This is a genomic window from Bradyrhizobium sp. NBAIM18, assembly GCF_020193825.1.
GTDB classification, from domain to species: Bacteria; Pseudomonadota; Alphaproteobacteria; order Rhizobiales; family Xanthobacteraceae; genus Bradyrhizobium; species Bradyrhizobium yuanmingense.
On the sequence record NZ_JADYVO010000002.1, the window covers coordinates 50,389 to 64,963 of the forward strand.

13 protein-coding genes are annotated in these 14,575 nt (G+C 64.1%); 4 read left to right on the forward strand and 9 right to left on the reverse strand.

What is annotated here, in order from left to right; translation table 11 throughout:
* Positions 1–14 precede the first annotated feature (14 nt).
* The 6 genes from I6F17_RS04205 to I6F17_RS04230 all read right to left on the reverse strand — a co-directional run bounded on the left by I6F17_RS04205 (position 15) and on the right by I6F17_RS04230 (position 5,651).
* Positions 15–524, reverse strand: a complete 510-nt coding sequence (locus I6F17_RS04205; RefSeq protein WP_225130372.1) for a DUF4269 domain-containing protein — start codon at positions 522–524, stop codon at positions 15–17.
* Positions 525–547: 23 nt separating this feature from the next.
* On the reverse strand, positions 548–1,267 hold the full coding sequence (locus I6F17_RS04210) for a haloacid dehalogenase type II (RefSeq protein WP_225130370.1): 720 nt from the start codon (positions 1,265–1,267) through the stop codon (positions 548–550).
* A 167-nt stretch (positions 1,268–1,434) separates the two neighbouring features.
* Complete coding sequence (gene glpX / locus I6F17_RS04215) at positions 1,435–2,436, reverse strand: class II fructose-bisphosphatase (RefSeq protein ID WP_036033508.1); 1,002 nt, start codon at positions 2,434–2,436, stop codon at positions 1,435–1,437.
* 145 nt (positions 2,437–2,581) lie between these two features.
* Positions 2,582–3,898 carry a homoserine dehydrogenase gene (locus I6F17_RS04220; protein WP_036022941.1) on the reverse strand — a complete coding sequence of 439 codons (1,317 nt, stop codon included), beginning with the start codon at positions 3,896–3,898 and terminating at the stop codon, positions 2,582–2,584.
* A gap of 28 nt (positions 3,899–3,926) precedes the next feature.
* A complete protein-coding gene (locus tag I6F17_RS04225; RefSeq protein ID WP_225130368.1) occupies positions 3,927–5,147 on the reverse strand; it encodes an LL-diaminopimelate aminotransferase in 1,221 nt (406 codons plus the stop codon).
* 228 nt (positions 5,148–5,375) lie between these two features.
* Positions 5,376–5,651: a hypothetical protein gene (locus I6F17_RS04230; RefSeq protein ID WP_036033514.1), complete on the reverse strand. Its 276-nt coding sequence runs from the start codon at positions 5,649–5,651 to the stop codon at positions 5,376–5,378.
* Positions 5,652–5,904: 253 nt separating this feature from the next.
* Here I6F17_RS04230 and phaC point away from each other — a divergent pair, with 253 nt between their 5' ends.
* Positions 5,905–7,713, forward strand: coding sequence for a class I poly(R)-hydroxyalkanoic acid synthase (gene phaC / locus I6F17_RS04235; RefSeq protein ID WP_036033516.1), 1,809 nt, complete (start codon positions 5,905–5,907; stop codon positions 7,711–7,713).
* Positions 7,714–7,832: 119 nt separating this feature from the next.
* On the forward strand, positions 7,833–8,231 hold the full coding sequence (locus I6F17_RS04240; protein WP_225130366.1) for an MAPEG family protein: 399 nt from the start codon (positions 7,833–7,835) through the stop codon (positions 8,229–8,231).
* A gap of 116 nt (positions 8,232–8,347) precedes the next feature.
* Here I6F17_RS04240 and argC read toward each other — a convergent pair whose 3' ends face one another.
* Together argC and I6F17_RS04250 are read right to left on the reverse strand one after the other, a co-directional pair.
* Positions 8,348–9,331 carry an N-acetyl-gamma-glutamyl-phosphate reductase gene (gene argC, locus I6F17_RS04245; RefSeq protein ID WP_036033519.1) on the reverse strand — a complete coding sequence of 328 codons (984 nt, stop codon included), beginning with the start codon at positions 9,329–9,331 and terminating at the stop codon, positions 8,348–8,350.
* Entirely contained in the window at positions 9,328–9,993 is a 666-nt protein-coding gene (locus tag I6F17_RS04250) for an FMN-binding negative transcriptional regulator (protein WP_036033521.1), read from the reverse strand. Before I6F17_RS04250 ends, argC begins: the two co-directional genes overlap by 4 nt.
* Before the next feature lie 367 nt (positions 9,994–10,360).
* Here I6F17_RS04250 and I6F17_RS04255 point away from each other — a divergent pair, with 367 nt between their 5' ends.
* Positions 10,361–11,362: an MBL fold metallo-hydrolase gene (locus I6F17_RS04255; protein WP_225130364.1), complete on the forward strand. Its 1,002-nt coding sequence runs from the start codon at positions 10,361–10,363 to the stop codon at positions 11,360–11,362.
* 39 nt (positions 11,363–11,401) lie between these two features.
* Here I6F17_RS04255 and I6F17_RS04260 read toward each other — a convergent pair whose 3' ends face one another.
* Positions 11,402–11,932 carry a DedA family protein gene (locus tag I6F17_RS04260; protein WP_036033525.1) on the reverse strand — a complete coding sequence of 177 codons (531 nt, stop codon included), beginning with the start codon at positions 11,930–11,932 and terminating at the stop codon, positions 11,402–11,404.
* Positions 11,933–12,206: 274 nt separating this feature from the next.
* On the opposite strand from I6F17_RS04260, the gene parE reads away from it, so the two are divergent.
* Positions 12,207–14,249: a DNA topoisomerase IV subunit B gene (gene parE, locus I6F17_RS04265; RefSeq protein WP_225130362.1), complete on the forward strand. Its 2,043-nt coding sequence runs from the start codon at positions 12,207–12,209 to the stop codon at positions 14,247–14,249.
* The last annotated feature ends 326 nt before the right edge of the window (positions 14,250–14,575 follow it).

Below are 14,575 nucleotides of genomic sequence, written 5' to 3' on the forward strand. Positions count from 1 at the left end.
CCACGCGGCGCAACTTACAGGCACTCCAGGCGGACCCGCAGCTGGGCGTCGCTCTCACGGCCCAATGCAAGCAATGCGGAATACGGATCGCCCGTTATGCCGAGCACGGCGGCAAACGCAGGCTCGGTCTTCATTTCGCGCGCCCTGTGTTGGGCCACGGCTTTGCGCAGACGCCCGTCGTCGAGCGCGAGCAATCTCCGCTCGATCTCGAAATGCAGCCAGCCTTCCTGCTGATCGACCGGCCTCGGATCGCCGAACAGCTCGAACGGCCAGCCGTCCCACTCGAAGCGGGCGACCACCGGCCGCCGGCTGGAGCACCATTGGTAGAGCGCAAACCCGTCACACGAGCGGTATCGCCGCCAGACCACTTCGGCGAAAGCTGCCGCGTCGAGAACGTGGCAGACGACATCGATGTCGCTCGTCGGCGTCGAGAGCCCCAAGGGCAGCGTCCCGACCACGCGTGGATCGAACTCCCGCAGCTCATCGAGCAATCCCGAACTGCCGATCGCACTTTCGTAGTCCATTGATCGCCGCTGCGCCGCGAATGTCAGCAGCCGAGCTGATCGGCGATACCGCCAAAATCCTTCGCGACGATGTCCCACTTGCCGGTTGCTTCGAAATCGACCTTCTGAAGCGGGCCGTATTCGGTCGGCCGCGCCACGAAGGCGGTCTTCAATCCGTTCTTCTGGGCGGCAGCGAGATCGCCATTGTGGGCCGCGACCATCATCACCTCTTCCGGCTTGAGGCAGAGCAGCTTTGCTGCGCCGAGATAGGTTTCCGGATCGGGCTTGTAGTGCTCGAACAGCTCGGCCGACATGATGAGGTCCCACGGCAGGCCGGCGAACTTCGCCATGTTGGTGAGCAGCGCGACGTTGCCGTTCGAGAGCGGCGAGATCACGAACTTTGATTTCAGCCGCATCAAGCCGGCGACGCTGTCGGGCCAGGGATGCAGGCGGTGCCAGCCTTTGGTGAGGTAATCGAGATCGGCGTCGGTGAGGCCCTTGATCGCGAATTGATCGACCAGCTGCTCCAGCGAGCGGCGGTGCAGGTCATCGAGCATGACGTAGCCACGCTCGGGATGTTGGCGCACGTCGTCCATCGAGGCCATGTACATGCCGCGCCAGCCGTCGACCAGCGCGGTCCAATCCGCGCTAATGCCGCGCTGTTTTCCCCACCACATGAAGTCGGTGATCAGGCTGGTGCGCCAGTCCACGACCGTGCCGAATACGTCGAAGACGAGGGCTTTGACGACGGAGAGATCGGGCATGGGCGCTTCCTCGGATTATTCTTGTTGTCATTCCGGGACGATGCGCAGCATCGAGCCCGGAATCCATTTCGCGTCGGAATCTGCCGCGGATGGATTCCGGGTTCTCCGGGCCGCGCGCTTCGCGCGGTCCCGTCGCCCCGGAATGACGGCAGTTGCTGTTGCCTGGATCAATCCAGATGGAACTTCGCCAGCTCGCGGTGCTCGGCCTTGATGTAGCGCACGGTGCCGGTGACGGAGCGCATCACCACCGTCTCGGTCTCGATGACGCCGTCCTTGCGGAATTTGACGCCCGACAGCAGCGAGCCCGTGGTGACGCCGGTGGCGGCGAACAGGCAGTCGCCGCGCGCCATGTCCTCGATGCCGTAGATCATCTTGGGATCGTTGACGCCCATCTTGGCGGCGCGCTCAATTTTCTCGGCAGAATCGAGGATCAGGCGGCACTGCATCTGGCCGCCGATGCAGCGCAGCGCCACGGCGGCGAGCACGCCTTCCGGTGCACCGCCGGTGCCGAGATACATGTCGACGCCGGTGTTGTCGGGGTCGGCGCAATGGATCACGCCGGCGACGTCGCCGTCGGTGATCAGGCGCACGGCCGCGCCAGTCGAGCGCACGCTCGATATGATGTCGGCGTGGCGCGGACGATCGAGCACGAGAACGGTGATGCCCTCAGGCTTCACGCCCTTGGCCTTGGCGAGGCGGCGGACATTGTCGGCCGGCGAGGCATCGAGATCGACGACGCCCTTGTCGTAGCCGGGGCCGATCGCGAGCTTCTGCATGTAGACGTCGGGGGCGTGCAGCAGTGTGCCGCCGTCGGCCATCGCCATGGTGGCGATCGAGCCCGGCATGTTCTTGGCACACAGCGTGGTGCCTTCGAGCGGGTCGACCGCGATATCGACCTCGGGACCTGCCTTGAGGCCGACCTGCTCGCCGATATAGAGCATCGGCGCTTCGTCGCGCTCGCCCTCGCCGATCACGATGGTGCCCTGGATCGGCAGCTTGTTGAGCTCGCGCCTCATGGCGTCGACGGCGGCCTGGTCGGCCGCCTTCTCGTTGCCGTGGCCGCGCAACCGCGCCGACGACACCGCCGCCCGCTCCGTCACCCGCACGATCTCCAGCGTGAGAATGCGCTCGAGCAAGGCGTGCGGGGGGACTTCAATATGGGTCGACATCGGCTTACTCCTTCGAAACGTTTGGGACGGAAATCTCCGCCCGCATCAACTCACAACGCCCGGTGTTCGTTCGAACGAACGACCGCCTTATGGCTTGAGCATGACCTTTCCGGAAAACCGCTCAACACTTTTCCGAGGTCGTGCTCTAGTTCTTCTCGATCCGGATCACCTGCGGCCGTCCGCTGATCACCTTGTCCTTCTGCACGGCGGCGAGCGCACGGCGCACGGCATCCTCGTGAGTGGCATAGGTGATCAGGATGACGGGCACCGGGACAGCCTTGCCGTCAGTGGGCGCAGCGCCGCCATTGGGATGACGCTGCACGATCGACTCGATCGAAATCTTCTGCTCGGCAAGCCGCGTCGCGATCGCGGCCGCAGTGCCGGGGAAATCGCGCGCGAGCAGGCGAATGTAATAGCCGCCCTCGTGGCGCTCCATCGGCGCCTTCTTGGTGTCGCGCAGCTGCCCGATCGGCCGGCCGAACGGATTGGCGCGGATGCCGCGCGCGACGTCGGCGATGTCGGCGACGACGGCGGATGCGGTCGCGGCACCGCCCGCGCCGGGGCCGACCAGCGTGATCGGCGGAATGCCTTCGCCATCGATCGTGACCGCATTGGTGACACCCATCACCTGCGCGATCGAGGAGGATTTCGGCACCATGGTCGGATGCACGCGCTGCTCGATGCCCTTGGCGGTGCGAACGGCAACACCGAGCAGTTTGAGCCGATAACCGAGATCGTCGGCGGCGCGAAGATCTTCCGGCGCGATGGAGGAGATGCCTTCGACATACACCGCACTTTGAGCAACTTTCGTGCCGAAAGCGAGGCTGGCGAGAATGGCGAGCTTTTGCGCGGTATCGTGGCCATCGACGTCAAAGGACGGATTGGCCTCGGCATAGCCGAGCCGCTGCGCGTCCTTGAGGCATTCGGCGAAGGACAGGCCCTCCTGCTCCATCCGGGTCAGGATGTAATTGCAGGTGCCGTTGAGGATGCCGTAGACGCGGTTGACGCCGGTTCCGGCAAGCCCTTCGCGCAACGTCTTGATGACGGGGATCGCGGCGCCGACCGCTGCCTCGAAATTCAGCGCACCGCCGTGCTTTTCAGCCGCCTTGGCCAGCTTGAGGCCGTGCTTGGCGAGCAGCGCCTTGTTTGCTGTGACGACCGACTTGCCGGCACCGAGCGCAGCGTCCACCGCCGACAGCGCGGGATCGCCGGCGCCGCCCATCAGCTCGACGAAGCAATCGACCTCCGGATGCGTGGCGAGCGCGATCGGGTCCTTCGCCCAATCGAAGCCGCGCAGGTCGATGCCGCGTTTCTTCGCCTTCGAACGCGCTGTGACCGCAACCACGCGGATGCCCCGGCCGCTGCGCCCTGCGAGCACGCGCGCCTGTGTTTCGATCAAACGGATAACCTCGGCACCCACGGTGCCGAGCCCCGCTATGCCCACTTTCAGCGGTGCGACCATGATACTTCAGAAAACCTGCAGAAGAGAATTACCGCCGATTGGCGAGAGGAACCACGTTGTGCAACGTTTCGATGCCGCTTTCAAGGAAGCGGCGGACGCCGCGCGCGGCCTGCCTGATCCGTTGCTCGTTTTCCACCATGGCGATGCGGACATATCCTTCACCATGCTCGCCGAAGCCGACGCCGGGCGAGACCGCGACGCCGGATTTCTCCACCAACAGGGTCGCGAACTGCATGCTGCCGACGCTGCGGAAGGCTTCCGGCAGCGGCACCCAGGCGAACATCGAGGCCTCCGGCGCCGGGATTTCCCACCCCGCCCGGCCGAACGATTCCACCAGCGCGTCGCGGCGCTTGCGGTAGGTGTCGCGCATCTCCTTGATGCAATCGTCGGGGCCGTTCAGCGCGGCGGTCGCCGCGACCTGCACCGGCGTGAACGCGCCGTAATCGAGATAGGATTTGACGCGGGCGAGCGCGGCGATCACGCGCTCATTGCCGACTGCAAAGCCCATGCGCCAGCCGGCCATCGAATAGGTCTTCGACATCGAGGTGAACTCGACGGTGCAGTCCATGGCGCCCGGCACCTGGAGCACCGAAGGCGGCGGGTTGCTCTCGTCGAAATAGACCTCGGCATAAGCGAGATCGGACAGGATCAGGATCTCGTGCTTCTTCGCGAAGGCGACGAGGTCCTTGTAGAAGTCCAGGCTCGCGACATAGGCGGTCGGGTTCGAGGGATAGCAGACGACGAGCGCGAGCGGCTTGGGGATCGAATGCACGATCGCCCGCTCCGCCGCCTCGAAGAACTGCGGCGTCGGCTCCGACGGCACCGAGCGGATGACGCCGCCCGCCATCAAGAAACCGAAGGCGTGAATCGGGTAGCTCGGGTTCGGACAGAGGATGACGTCGCCCGGCGCGGTGATCGCCTGCGCCACGTTGGCGAAACCCTCCTTCGAACCCAGCGTCGCCACGACCTGGGTGTCGGGGTTCAGCTTCACGCCGAAGCGGCGGGCGTAATAGGCGGCCTGGGCCCGGCGCAGCCCGGGGATGCCGCGCGAGGCCGAGTAGCGGTCGGTGCGCGGCTTGCCGAGCGTCTCCTTCAGCTTCTCCAGCACATGCGCCGGCGCCGGCAGGTCCGGATTGCCCATGCCGAGGTCAATGATGTCGGCGCCGGCATTGCGCGCAGCCGCCTTGGCCCGGTTGACCTGCTCGAACACGTAAGGCGGAAGGCGGCGAATGCGGTAAAATTCTTCCATGGCTCTCTGGGCTCCGGGCAACCGGTCAGGACCGAATCGACAGGCCGCGAGGGCCGGCACGAAAGCACTCAGGCTCCATCGCGAAAATTACTCAGAATCAAATACTTAGAGCAATCGTCGGCGACGAAGATTGAAGTCGTTCGCCCTGACTCCAGGCTGAACCGAGGTCTTTTAGCACGGCAAAGCGGAGGCGCCAGCGATTACGTTGGCAGTCTCGCGGCCACGGGCCTATTTGGCGTCCTTGGCGGCAGCGGCCTGGCGATCGCGCGCGGCGGCGAGCTCGGCCTCGATCTTGGCCCGCTGCTCCAGCGGGATGATCGCCTGATCGCGATCCGGCGGCAGATCGTGCACGGGCAGATAGCTCCCGGGCTCCCTGGCGCGCGGCGGCGCATCCGCGGGCGCCAGATCCGCGAGTTGACTCGAACACCCGCCCAGGGCGAGCGCCGCCATCAGCACCGCGCCGCAGATCGGCAGCGTCTTTTGCAGGTCCCATAACGCCAACACTTGGGAAATCCCCTACTCGTCCCAAAGCACGGCCCCGGGCAAGCTTACCCAAGACCGTGCCCAAGCTCAAACCATTGCTGCCCAAATGGTGCGAGCGAGAAAACAGCCGATGCCCAACAAGCCGAGCCGTGCGGCTCCATTGTGACGGAACCAAGAAGATTTGTCGCAGTGCAACACATCTTCGAGAGTGTTTAACGTCAAACATGCGAGCTTCGCGGTGACGAATACGGAATGAATCGTTACTGTTCTGCTCATGAGTATGGCCACGACCGATACGCCGAAACCCGAGACGAAGTTCGACGCCGAAGCCTTTGCGATGAACGTCGCGCGGGCGATGGAGAGCGGCGGCAAGGCGCTCGCCGCCTATCTCAAGCCGCGCGAGAGCGGCGAGGTGCAGGACCGCCCGCCGGCCGAGCTTGCCGAGGTCGTCAAGACGTTCACGTCGGTCGCCGAATATTGGCTGTCGGACACGTCCCGCTCGTCCGATCTCCAAACCAAGCTTGCCAAGGACTATCTCGACCTGTGGGGCTCGGCGGTGCGTCGCATGGCCGGTCAGGACGCCGAGCCCGCGATCGCGCCCTCGCCGCGCGACAAGCGCTTTGCCGATCCGGAATGGAAGTCGAACCAGTTCTTCGACTTCGTCATGCAGCTCTATCTGCTCACGACCAAATGGGCGCAGGAGCTGGTGCGCGACGCCGAAGGGCTCGATCCGCACACGCGCCGCAAGGCCGAGTTCTACGTCCAGCAGGTCACCAACGCGCTCTCCCCGTCGAACTTCGTGCTGACCAACCCCGAAGTGCTGCGCGAGACGGTGGCGTCCAGCGGCGAGAACCTCGCGCGCGGCCTGAAGATGCTGGCCGAGGACATCGCCGCCGGCAAGGGCATGCTGAAGATCCGCCAGTCCAACCCGGACAATCTCGTCGTCGGCGTCAACATGGCGACGACGCCGGGCAAGGTGATCTACCAGAACGAGATGATGCAGCTGATCCAGTATTCGCCGACGACGGAGAAGGTGCTGCGCACCCCGCTCCTGATCGTGCCGCCCTGGATCAACAAGTTCTACATCCTCGATCTCAAGCCGGAGAAATCCTACATCAAGTGGTGCGTCGATCAGGGCATCACCGTCTTCGTGATCTCATGGGTCAATCCCGACAAGCGGCTCGGCAACAAGGGCTGGGAAGACTACATGAAGGAAGGCCCGCTCACGGCGATGGACGTGATCGAGAAGATCACCGGCGAGATGAAGGTGCACACCGCCGGCTATTGCGTCGGCGGCACGATGCTCGCGACCACGCTGGCCTGGCTCGCCGAGAAGCGCCGCCAGCGCGTGTCGTCCGCGACGTTCTTCGCGGCCCAGGTCGACTTCACTCATGCCGGCGATCTGCTCGTGTTCGTCGACGAGGAGCAGATCGCGGCGCTCGAGCAGGACATGAAAACGGTTGGCGTGCTCGAAGGCTCGAAGATGGCCATGGCCTTCAACATGCTGCGGTCCAACGACCTGATCTGGTCCTACGTGGTCAGCAACTATCTGAAGGGCCAGCAGCCGAGCGCATTCGACCTGTTGCATTGGAACTCCGATGCGACACGGATGACCCAGGCCAACCATTCCTATTACCTGCGCAATTGCTACCTGGAGAACCGGCTCTCCACCGGCACGATGGCGCTCGACAACACCCTGCTCGATCTCTCCAAGGTGAAGGTGCCGGTCTACAATCTCGCCACCCGCGAGGACCACATCGCGCCCGCGGAATCGGTGCTCTACGGCTCGCAGTTCTTCGGCGGCCCGGTGAAGTACGTCTTGTCCGGCTCGGGCCACATCGCCGGCGTGGTCAATCCGCCGGCCGCGAACAAGTACCAGTATTGGACCAACGACAACATCAAGAACGTCAACGTCGCGCAGTGGATGAAAGGCGCCGTGGAGCACAAGGGCTCGTGGTGGCCGGACTGGCGGCAGTGGCTGGGCGAGCTCGATCCCGAGGAAGTCCCGGCGCGCGCGGTCGGCAGCGAAGCCTTCCCGCCTATCGAGGACGCGCCCGGCAGCTATGTCAGAGTTCGCGCGTAACGGAATCCGGCGCGCTTTCGTATAGACTTGTTTGAGCATGATCTTTTCGGAAAACCGCTACGCACTTTTTCGGATCATGCTCTAGCCTCAATCCAGCGACGACACAGGGGACCGGCACTATGACACGCGAATTGTTCTGGCTGACACTGACGGTGATCCTGACGGGAGTTCTGTGGGTTCCCTACATCATCAACCGCTGCCAGGTTCGCGGTTTGAACGGTGCCATGGCCAACCCCTCGCGCGGCGACAAGCCCCAGGCGGAGTGGGCCAACCGGCTGATGTTCGCCCATGACAACGCGGTCGAAAACCTCGTCATCTTCGCCCCGCTGGTGCTGATCCTGAACGCGATCGACTATTCCACGAAATGGACGGTACTTGCCTGCGCCGTCTATTTCTGGTCGCGCATCGCGCACATCATCGTCTATGCGCTCGGAATTCCGGTGTTCCGCACCCTCGCCTTCACCGTCGGCTTCTTCGCCCAGGCCGTGCTGGCGCTGGCGATCTTCGGATTGGTTTGAAGCACTTTCCACGTCATTGCGAGGAGCCCTTGCGACGAAGCAATCCAGACTATTTCCGCGGTGGAAGCTCTGGATTGCTTCGCTTCGCTCGCAATGACTGAGGATAGAGGCCTGCCTCACTCCTCCGGCAGGCCGAGCATCAGCCGCATGTTCTGCACGGCTGCGCCGGATGCCCCCTTGCCGAGATTGTCGAGCCGGGCGACCAATAGCGCCTGGTAATATTTGTCGCTGGCGAAGACGTAGAGCTCGAGCATGTTGGTCTCGTTGAGCGCCTCCGGCTCGAGCCGGCCGCCCTTGCTCGCCTCGTTTTGCAGGGGCATCACCTTGACGTATTTCGAGCCGGCGTAACGTTTTGCCATCGCCGCCTGCAGGTCGGCGCCGCCGGGCTTGCCCGGCAGCGTGTCGAGCTGGAGCGGCACCGAGACCAGCATGCCCTGCCGGTAGTTGCCGACCGAGGGGATGAAGATCGGCCGCCGTGTCAGGTTCGAATAGAGCTGCATCTCCGGCAGATGCTTGTGCTCGAAGCCGAGGCCGTAGAGCTCGAAGGACGGCGCACTGCCATCCTCGAAGCTTGCGATCATCGACTTGCCACCGCCGGAATAGCCGCTCACCGCGTTGACGGTGACGGGATAATCAGGCGGCAGTAGGCCGGCATCGACGATCGGCCGCAGCAGCGCGATCGCGCCGGTCGGATAACAGCCGGGATTGGAGACCTTCTTCGCCGCCCTGATCTTGCCGGCCTGATCAGGCGTCAGTTCCGCAAAGCCGTAAGCCCAGTCCGGCGCGACCCGGTAGGCGGTCGAGGCATCCAGCACCTTCGGCGCGTGAGCCCCCATGCTGTCGACCAGGGCAACGGTTTCCTTGGCGGCATCGTCGGGAAGGCAGAGGATGACGAGATCCACCTCCTCCATCAGCGCCTTCTTGGCCGCGGGATCCTTGCGCTTGTCGTCGGCGATGGTCTTCACCGCAACGTCGCTTTGGAGCTTCAGCCGCTCATTGATGCCGAGCCCGGTGGTGCCGGAGCCGCCATCGACGAAGACGGTGGCCGGCTTCTTGGCCGCGCTGGTGGCCGGAGCTTTGGTGGTGTCAGCGAGGCTCATGATGCGCTCCCTTCGAGCATGTTCGTGTCGTCTGCGAAAATCTGCGGCCTTGCCTGCCGCATCAATTGTGAGATCCGCTTGGCATCGGCATCGCCGCCGTCAAGCGCATTCGCGATCGCTGCATAGTCGGCATCCGACTTGTGCTGGTTCAGCTTGAAGCTGCCTTCGACCTCCTCAACGGTCATGACCAGCCCAACGATCCCTTTCTTCATCGTCTCCAGCCGACCCGCCGCCATCTTGGCCGACGTCCACGGCTTTTTCGGCAGCAGCCAGGCCTCGAACTTGGCGCTGAGCGTGTCGATCTGCACCGCCAGCTCCTCGTCCGACAACAGCCGCACCGGCCCGCTCAGATGCACCGATTGGTAGAGCCAGGTCGGAACCTGATCCGGCGAGACGTACCAGTCCGGCGACACATAGGCATCCGGGCCGTTGACCGCGAGCAGCCACGACGCCTCGCCGCCCGCCAGCTTTAGCAGCGGATTGTGACGGGCGAGATGAAAGGCAGCCTGCGGCGTGCCGTCCGCGGCATAGGTCAAATAGAACGGCAACGGCGAGGCGATCGGCCGCTTGCCGTCGAAGGCGCACATCGTGCCGAAGCCGCGCTCCTCGGCGAATTTCAGGCTCGCGGCGCGGTCCTGCTTGAAAAAGGGTGGCGTGTACATCGTGGTCTCCTGCTGGGCCTCCTAAGGGGCCGCCGGATCAGATCGCGCTGACAGGAGAGAGGATGCCGCGGATCGGGTCCAGCGGCAAAGACGATGATCTCAAACGCGATCGACCGCCCAAACCGCTAAGCTGCGGCGGCGGCGACGGGCGAACAGAATGGTCGCGGCGTTGATCATGGCGCGCGGCTATAATGCCCGCTGGTTCCATGGTCAAGAGCAAATCGGTTCAGTGGGACGGCAGGATGCACACAGATGTCATCGGACCGCCGTGGAATTTCTACTAGAAGTAGGGGTTTTCGAGAACGACCGGCGGGACCAACCTCTTCGCCGGCCCCGAGCCGTTCGCACCCAGCCTCAGGACATCACCATGACCGAGATTACTCGTCGCGCAACGCTAGCCGGCGCCGCCGCATCGGCGCTCCTGCCTTTCGTGAAGATTTCGCCCGCGGGCGCCGCCGCGCCGCTGGCCGAGAAGCAGAATGCGAGCTTCTATCGCTACAATGTCGGCACCCACCAGGTCACGGTGGTCTGCGATGGCGTTGCGACCGTCAACCTGACCGACAATTACGCCGCCGGCGCCAGCAAGGATGACATCAACAAAGTGTTCGCCGAGCACCACCTGCCGGCCGACAAGGTCACCCACACCTTCAACCCGGTCGTGGTCAACACCGGACCGAAGCTCGTCGTCATCGATACCGGGCTCGGTCCCGACCAGTTCACGCAGTCGAAGGGCAAGGTCGGCCAATTTCAGAACAATCTCGCCGCCGCCGGCATCGACAGCGCGGCGGTCGATACCGTCATCATCTCGCACTTCCATGGCGACCACATCAACGGCCTGCTGGCGGCCGAGAACAAGCCCGCCTTCCCCAATGCCGAGATCATGGTTCCGGCGGTGGAATGGAAGTTCTGGATGGATGACGGCGAGATGAGCAAGGGCATGGGCAATCCGATCCTCGAGAACAATTTCAAGAACATCCGCCGCGTGTTCGATGCCCTGGGCCGTAAGGTCACGCAATATGAGGCCGGCAAGGAAGTCGCGCCCGGGATCACCTCGGTGGCGAGCCCCGGCCACACGCCAGGCCACAATTCCTTCATCGTCGCCTCCGGCGCCGAGAAGGTGCTGGTGCAGGTGGATATCACCGCGGGCGCAGCGTTCCTGTTCGTGAAGCATCCCGAATGGAACATCGCATCCGACGTCGACAAACCGCTGGCCCAGCAGACGCGCCGCAAGCTCTACGACATGGCGATTGCCGAGAAGATGCCGATCCAGGCCTTCCACGCCGCGTTCCCCGGTCTCGTCCGGGTCGACAAGGAAAAGGACGGCTCCGGTTATCGCTGGATCCCCGCGATCTGGAACGCATCGCTGTAGGCTTCGCTGACGCCCTGACCGGGCGGCCCCGTTGCCCGGTCAGATCACCCGCCAGATCCATTCCATGATCTTGGCGAGCACGTCGCCGAACAGCAGGAGCACGGCCGACCAGATCAGGGCCGAGACGAAGTTTGCAGCCTGGAAGGTCCAATAGGGCATCTCGAAGATGCCGGCCGCGAGCGGCACCGAGGCGCGCAGGGGTCCGAAGAAGCGCCCGATGAAGATGCTGGGGACGCCCCAGCTGCGCACGAAAGCCTCGCCTCTGGGCAGCAGTCCCGGATAGCGCGAGAGCGGCCACATCTCGGCGACCTTCTCCTTATAGCGATAGCCGAACCAGTAGGAGACCCAGTCGCCCAGCGCCGCGCCGAGGGCGCCGGCAATCCAGACCGGAAAAAAGTTGATGCCGCTGACCCCGATCAGCGCACCGATTGCCACCAGAGCGCCCCAGGCCGGGACCAGCAGCGAGATGAAGGCGAGCGACTCTCCGAAGGCCAGCAGGAACACGATTGGCGCTGCCCAAGCCTGGTGAACGCGCACGAAGTCAGTAAGGGCGTGCGCAAACTGCTCCATCCAAAATAGCCTTCCCGCCCCGTCTCAAGGTGCTGCTCGATGAAAAGGACTGGTAAGCCAAGGACTTGTGTGACATCAAGTCACAAAACCCAGACATCACCAAGCCGGCACGTCAAATTGCCGGGAAATGGTGAGGCTGCGGCGTAAAATCGCCCGGATTCGCTCCCAACCCACAGCGCCCGGCCCGCCCTACGGTAACCTTTCCAAGTCAGAAGTGGCATAGTCGGCTGAACCGATTCGCCGCTTCTGCGGCCCTCAAAACGCATCAAGATATATGTCCAAACAGTTGAAGCCAAAAGCAAAAGACGATTTCTTCGGCGGTGACGAGCCGAAGCCCCGCACAGCCGTCAAGGCGGCGCCGCGCAGTGGCGGGGAAGCCGATTACACGGCAGCCGACATCGAGGTGCTCGAGGGGCTGGAACCGGTGCGGCGCCGGCCCGGCATGTATATTGGCGGCACCGACGAGAAGGCGCTGCATCATCTGTTCGCCGAAGTCATCGACAACTCGATGGACGAGGCGCTGGCCGGGCATGCGACCTTCATTGGAGTCGAGCTGAGTGCGGACGGTTTCCTGACCGTCACCGACAACGGCCGCGGCATCCCCATCGATCCGCATCCGAAATTCCCGAAGAAGTCGGCGCTCGAAGTCATCATGTGCACGCTGCATTCGGGCGGCAAGTTCGACAGCAAGGTCTACGAGACCTCGGGCGGTCTGCACGGCGTCGGCATCTCCGTGGTGAACGCCCTCTCCTCGCGTCTCGAAGTCGAGGTCGCGCGCAGCCAGAAGCTCTACCGCATGACCTTCGAGCGCGGCCATCCCAAGGGCAAGCTCGAGGACCTCGGCAAGGTCAACAACCGCCGCGGCACGCGCGTGCGCTTCAAGCCCGACACCGACATCTTCGGGCAGAAGGCCGCGTTCAAGCCGCAGCGCCTGTTCAAGATGACGCGCTCGAAGGCCTACCTGTTCGGCGGCGTCGAGATCCGCTGGAACTGCGCGCCCGAGCTGCTCAAAGGCGTAGAGGACGTGCCGGCGGAAGCGACGTTCCACTTCCCGGGCGGCCTCAAGGACTATCTCGCTGCCGCGATCCACGCCGACACGCTGGTGCATCCGGACATCTTCTCCGGCAAGTCGGGACGCAACGGCGCGCACGGCGCCTGCGAATGGGCGGTGGCCTGGACCGCGGATGCCGACGGCTTCCTTTCCTCCTATACCAACACCGTGCCGACGCCCGACGGCGGCACCCACGAATCCGGCCTGCGCAGCGCGCTGCTGCGCGGCTTGAAGGATCACGCCGAGCGCGTCGGCCAGGGCAAGCGCGCCGCCTCCGTCACCTCGGAAGACGTGATGGTGGGCGCCGCCGTGATGCTTTCGGTGTTCGTGCGCGAGCCCGAATTCCAGGGCCAGACCAAGGATCGCCTCGCCACCGCCGAAGCGCAACGCATCGTCGAGCAGGCGATGAAGGACCCGTTCGACCATTGGCTGTCGGGCAATCCGAACATGGCCAACCGGCTGCTCGACTTCGTCATCGACCGCGCCGAGGAACGGCTGCGGCGGCGGCAGGAGAAGGAGACCGCGCGCAAGACCGCCGGCAAGAAGCTGCGCCTGCCCGGCAAGCTCGCCGACTGCACCGATGCCGGCACCGAGGGCTCGGAGCTGTTCATCGTCGAGGGCGACTCGGCCGGCGGCAGCGCCAAGCAGGCGCGCGACCGCAAGACCCAGGCCGTGCTGCCGCTGCGCGGCAAGATCCTCAACGTCGCCTCCGCCGGCAAGGACAAGCTGACGGCGAATGCGCAGCTCTCCGACCTCGTGCAGGCGATCGGCTGCGGCACGCTCGCGCAATATCGCGAGGAGGATCTGCGCTATCAGCGCATCATCATCATGACCGACGCCGACGTCGACGGCGCCCACATCGCCTCGCTCCTGATCACCTTCTTCTACCGCCAGATGCCGCGGCTGATCGACGAAGGCCATCTCTTCCTCGCGGTGCCACCGCTCTACAAGCTGACCCACGGCTCCAAGTCGGTCTACGCCCGCGACGACGCCCACAAGGAGGCGCTGCTCAAGAGCGCGTTCAACGCGAACGCCAAGGTCGAGGTGAACCGCTTCAAAGGGCTCGGCGAGATGATGCCGGCGCAGCTCAAGGAGACCACCATGGACCCAACCAGGCGGACGCTGCTCAAGGTGGTGCTGCTGGCCGACGACCGCGACACCACGGCGGATTCGGTCGAGCGGCTGATGGGCACCAAGGCCGAGGCGCGCTTTGCCTTCATCTCGGACAAGGCCGAGTTTGCCAGCGACGAGCTGCTGGACGTTTGAGGCGGCAACCAGACCGGCCACACGCCACCACAGCCCCGGCCTAAAGCCGGGGCTGTGTCTTTTGGGCAGCGGCCGCCGTTTCGGACCAGCTTGCCTTGTGTGCTGCCGGGATCTTCGTTGCTTTCCGGTTTCGTCTCGCGGCGACTCGGCCAGCGACTCAGCGGATGCAGCGGCCGGGAGCAGGATTGCCTCCGTCTCGGACAAAACCGAATTTGCTAACGAAACCTTACTAAAAATCGAGTCGTAAAAATTCGCTCAAGTCATTGAAATATAATAGTTTTTATAGATCTAGGCGACGCCGCCGCAAAATACCCCCGCACCGGCGT

Bases quoted from the DNA above. Each gene is read 5' to 3' on its own strand.
- I6F17_RS04260 (WP_036033525.1), bottom strand. From the start codon at position 11,932: ATGGAGCAGTTTGCGCACGCCCTTACTGACTTCGTGCGCGTTCACCAG.
- I6F17_RS04205 (WP_225130372.1), bottom strand. From the start codon at position 524: ATGGACTACGAAAGTGCGATCGGCAGTTCGGGATTGCTCGATGAGCTG.
- I6F17_RS04220 (WP_036022941.1), bottom strand. From the start codon at position 3,898: ATGGTCGCACCGCTGAAAGTGGGCATAGCGGGGCTCGGCACCGTGGGT.
- I6F17_RS04225 (WP_225130368.1), bottom strand. From the start codon at position 5,147: ATGGAAGAATTTTACCGCATTCGCCGCCTTCCGCCTTACGTGTTCGAG.
- I6F17_RS04210 (WP_225130370.1), bottom strand. From the start codon at position 1,267: ATGCCCGATCTCTCCGTCGTCAAAGCCCTCGTCTTCGACGTATTCGGC.
- argC (WP_036033519.1), bottom strand. From the start codon at position 9,331: ATGAGCCTCGCTGACACCACCAAAGCTCCGGCCACCAGCGCGGCCAAG.
- glpX (WP_036033508.1), bottom strand. From the start codon at position 2,436: ATGTCGACCCATATTGAAGTCCCCCCGCACGCCTTGCTCGAGCGCATT.
- phaC (WP_036033516.1), top strand. From the start codon at position 5,905: ATGAGTATGGCCACGACCGATACGCCGAAACCCGAGACGAAGTTCGAC.
- I6F17_RS04240 (WP_225130366.1), top strand. From the start codon at position 7,833: ATGACACGCGAATTGTTCTGGCTGACACTGACGGTGATCCTGACGGGA.
- parE (WP_225130362.1), top strand. From the start codon at position 12,207: ATGTCCAAACAGTTGAAGCCAAAAGCAAAAGACGATTTCTTCGGCGGT.
- I6F17_RS04250 (WP_036033521.1), bottom strand. From the start codon at position 9,993: ATGTACACGCCACCCTTTTTCAAGCAGGACCGCGCCGCGAGCCTGAAA.
- I6F17_RS04255 (WP_225130364.1), top strand. From the start codon at position 10,361: ATGACCGAGATTACTCGTCGCGCAACGCTAGCCGGCGCCGCCGCATCG.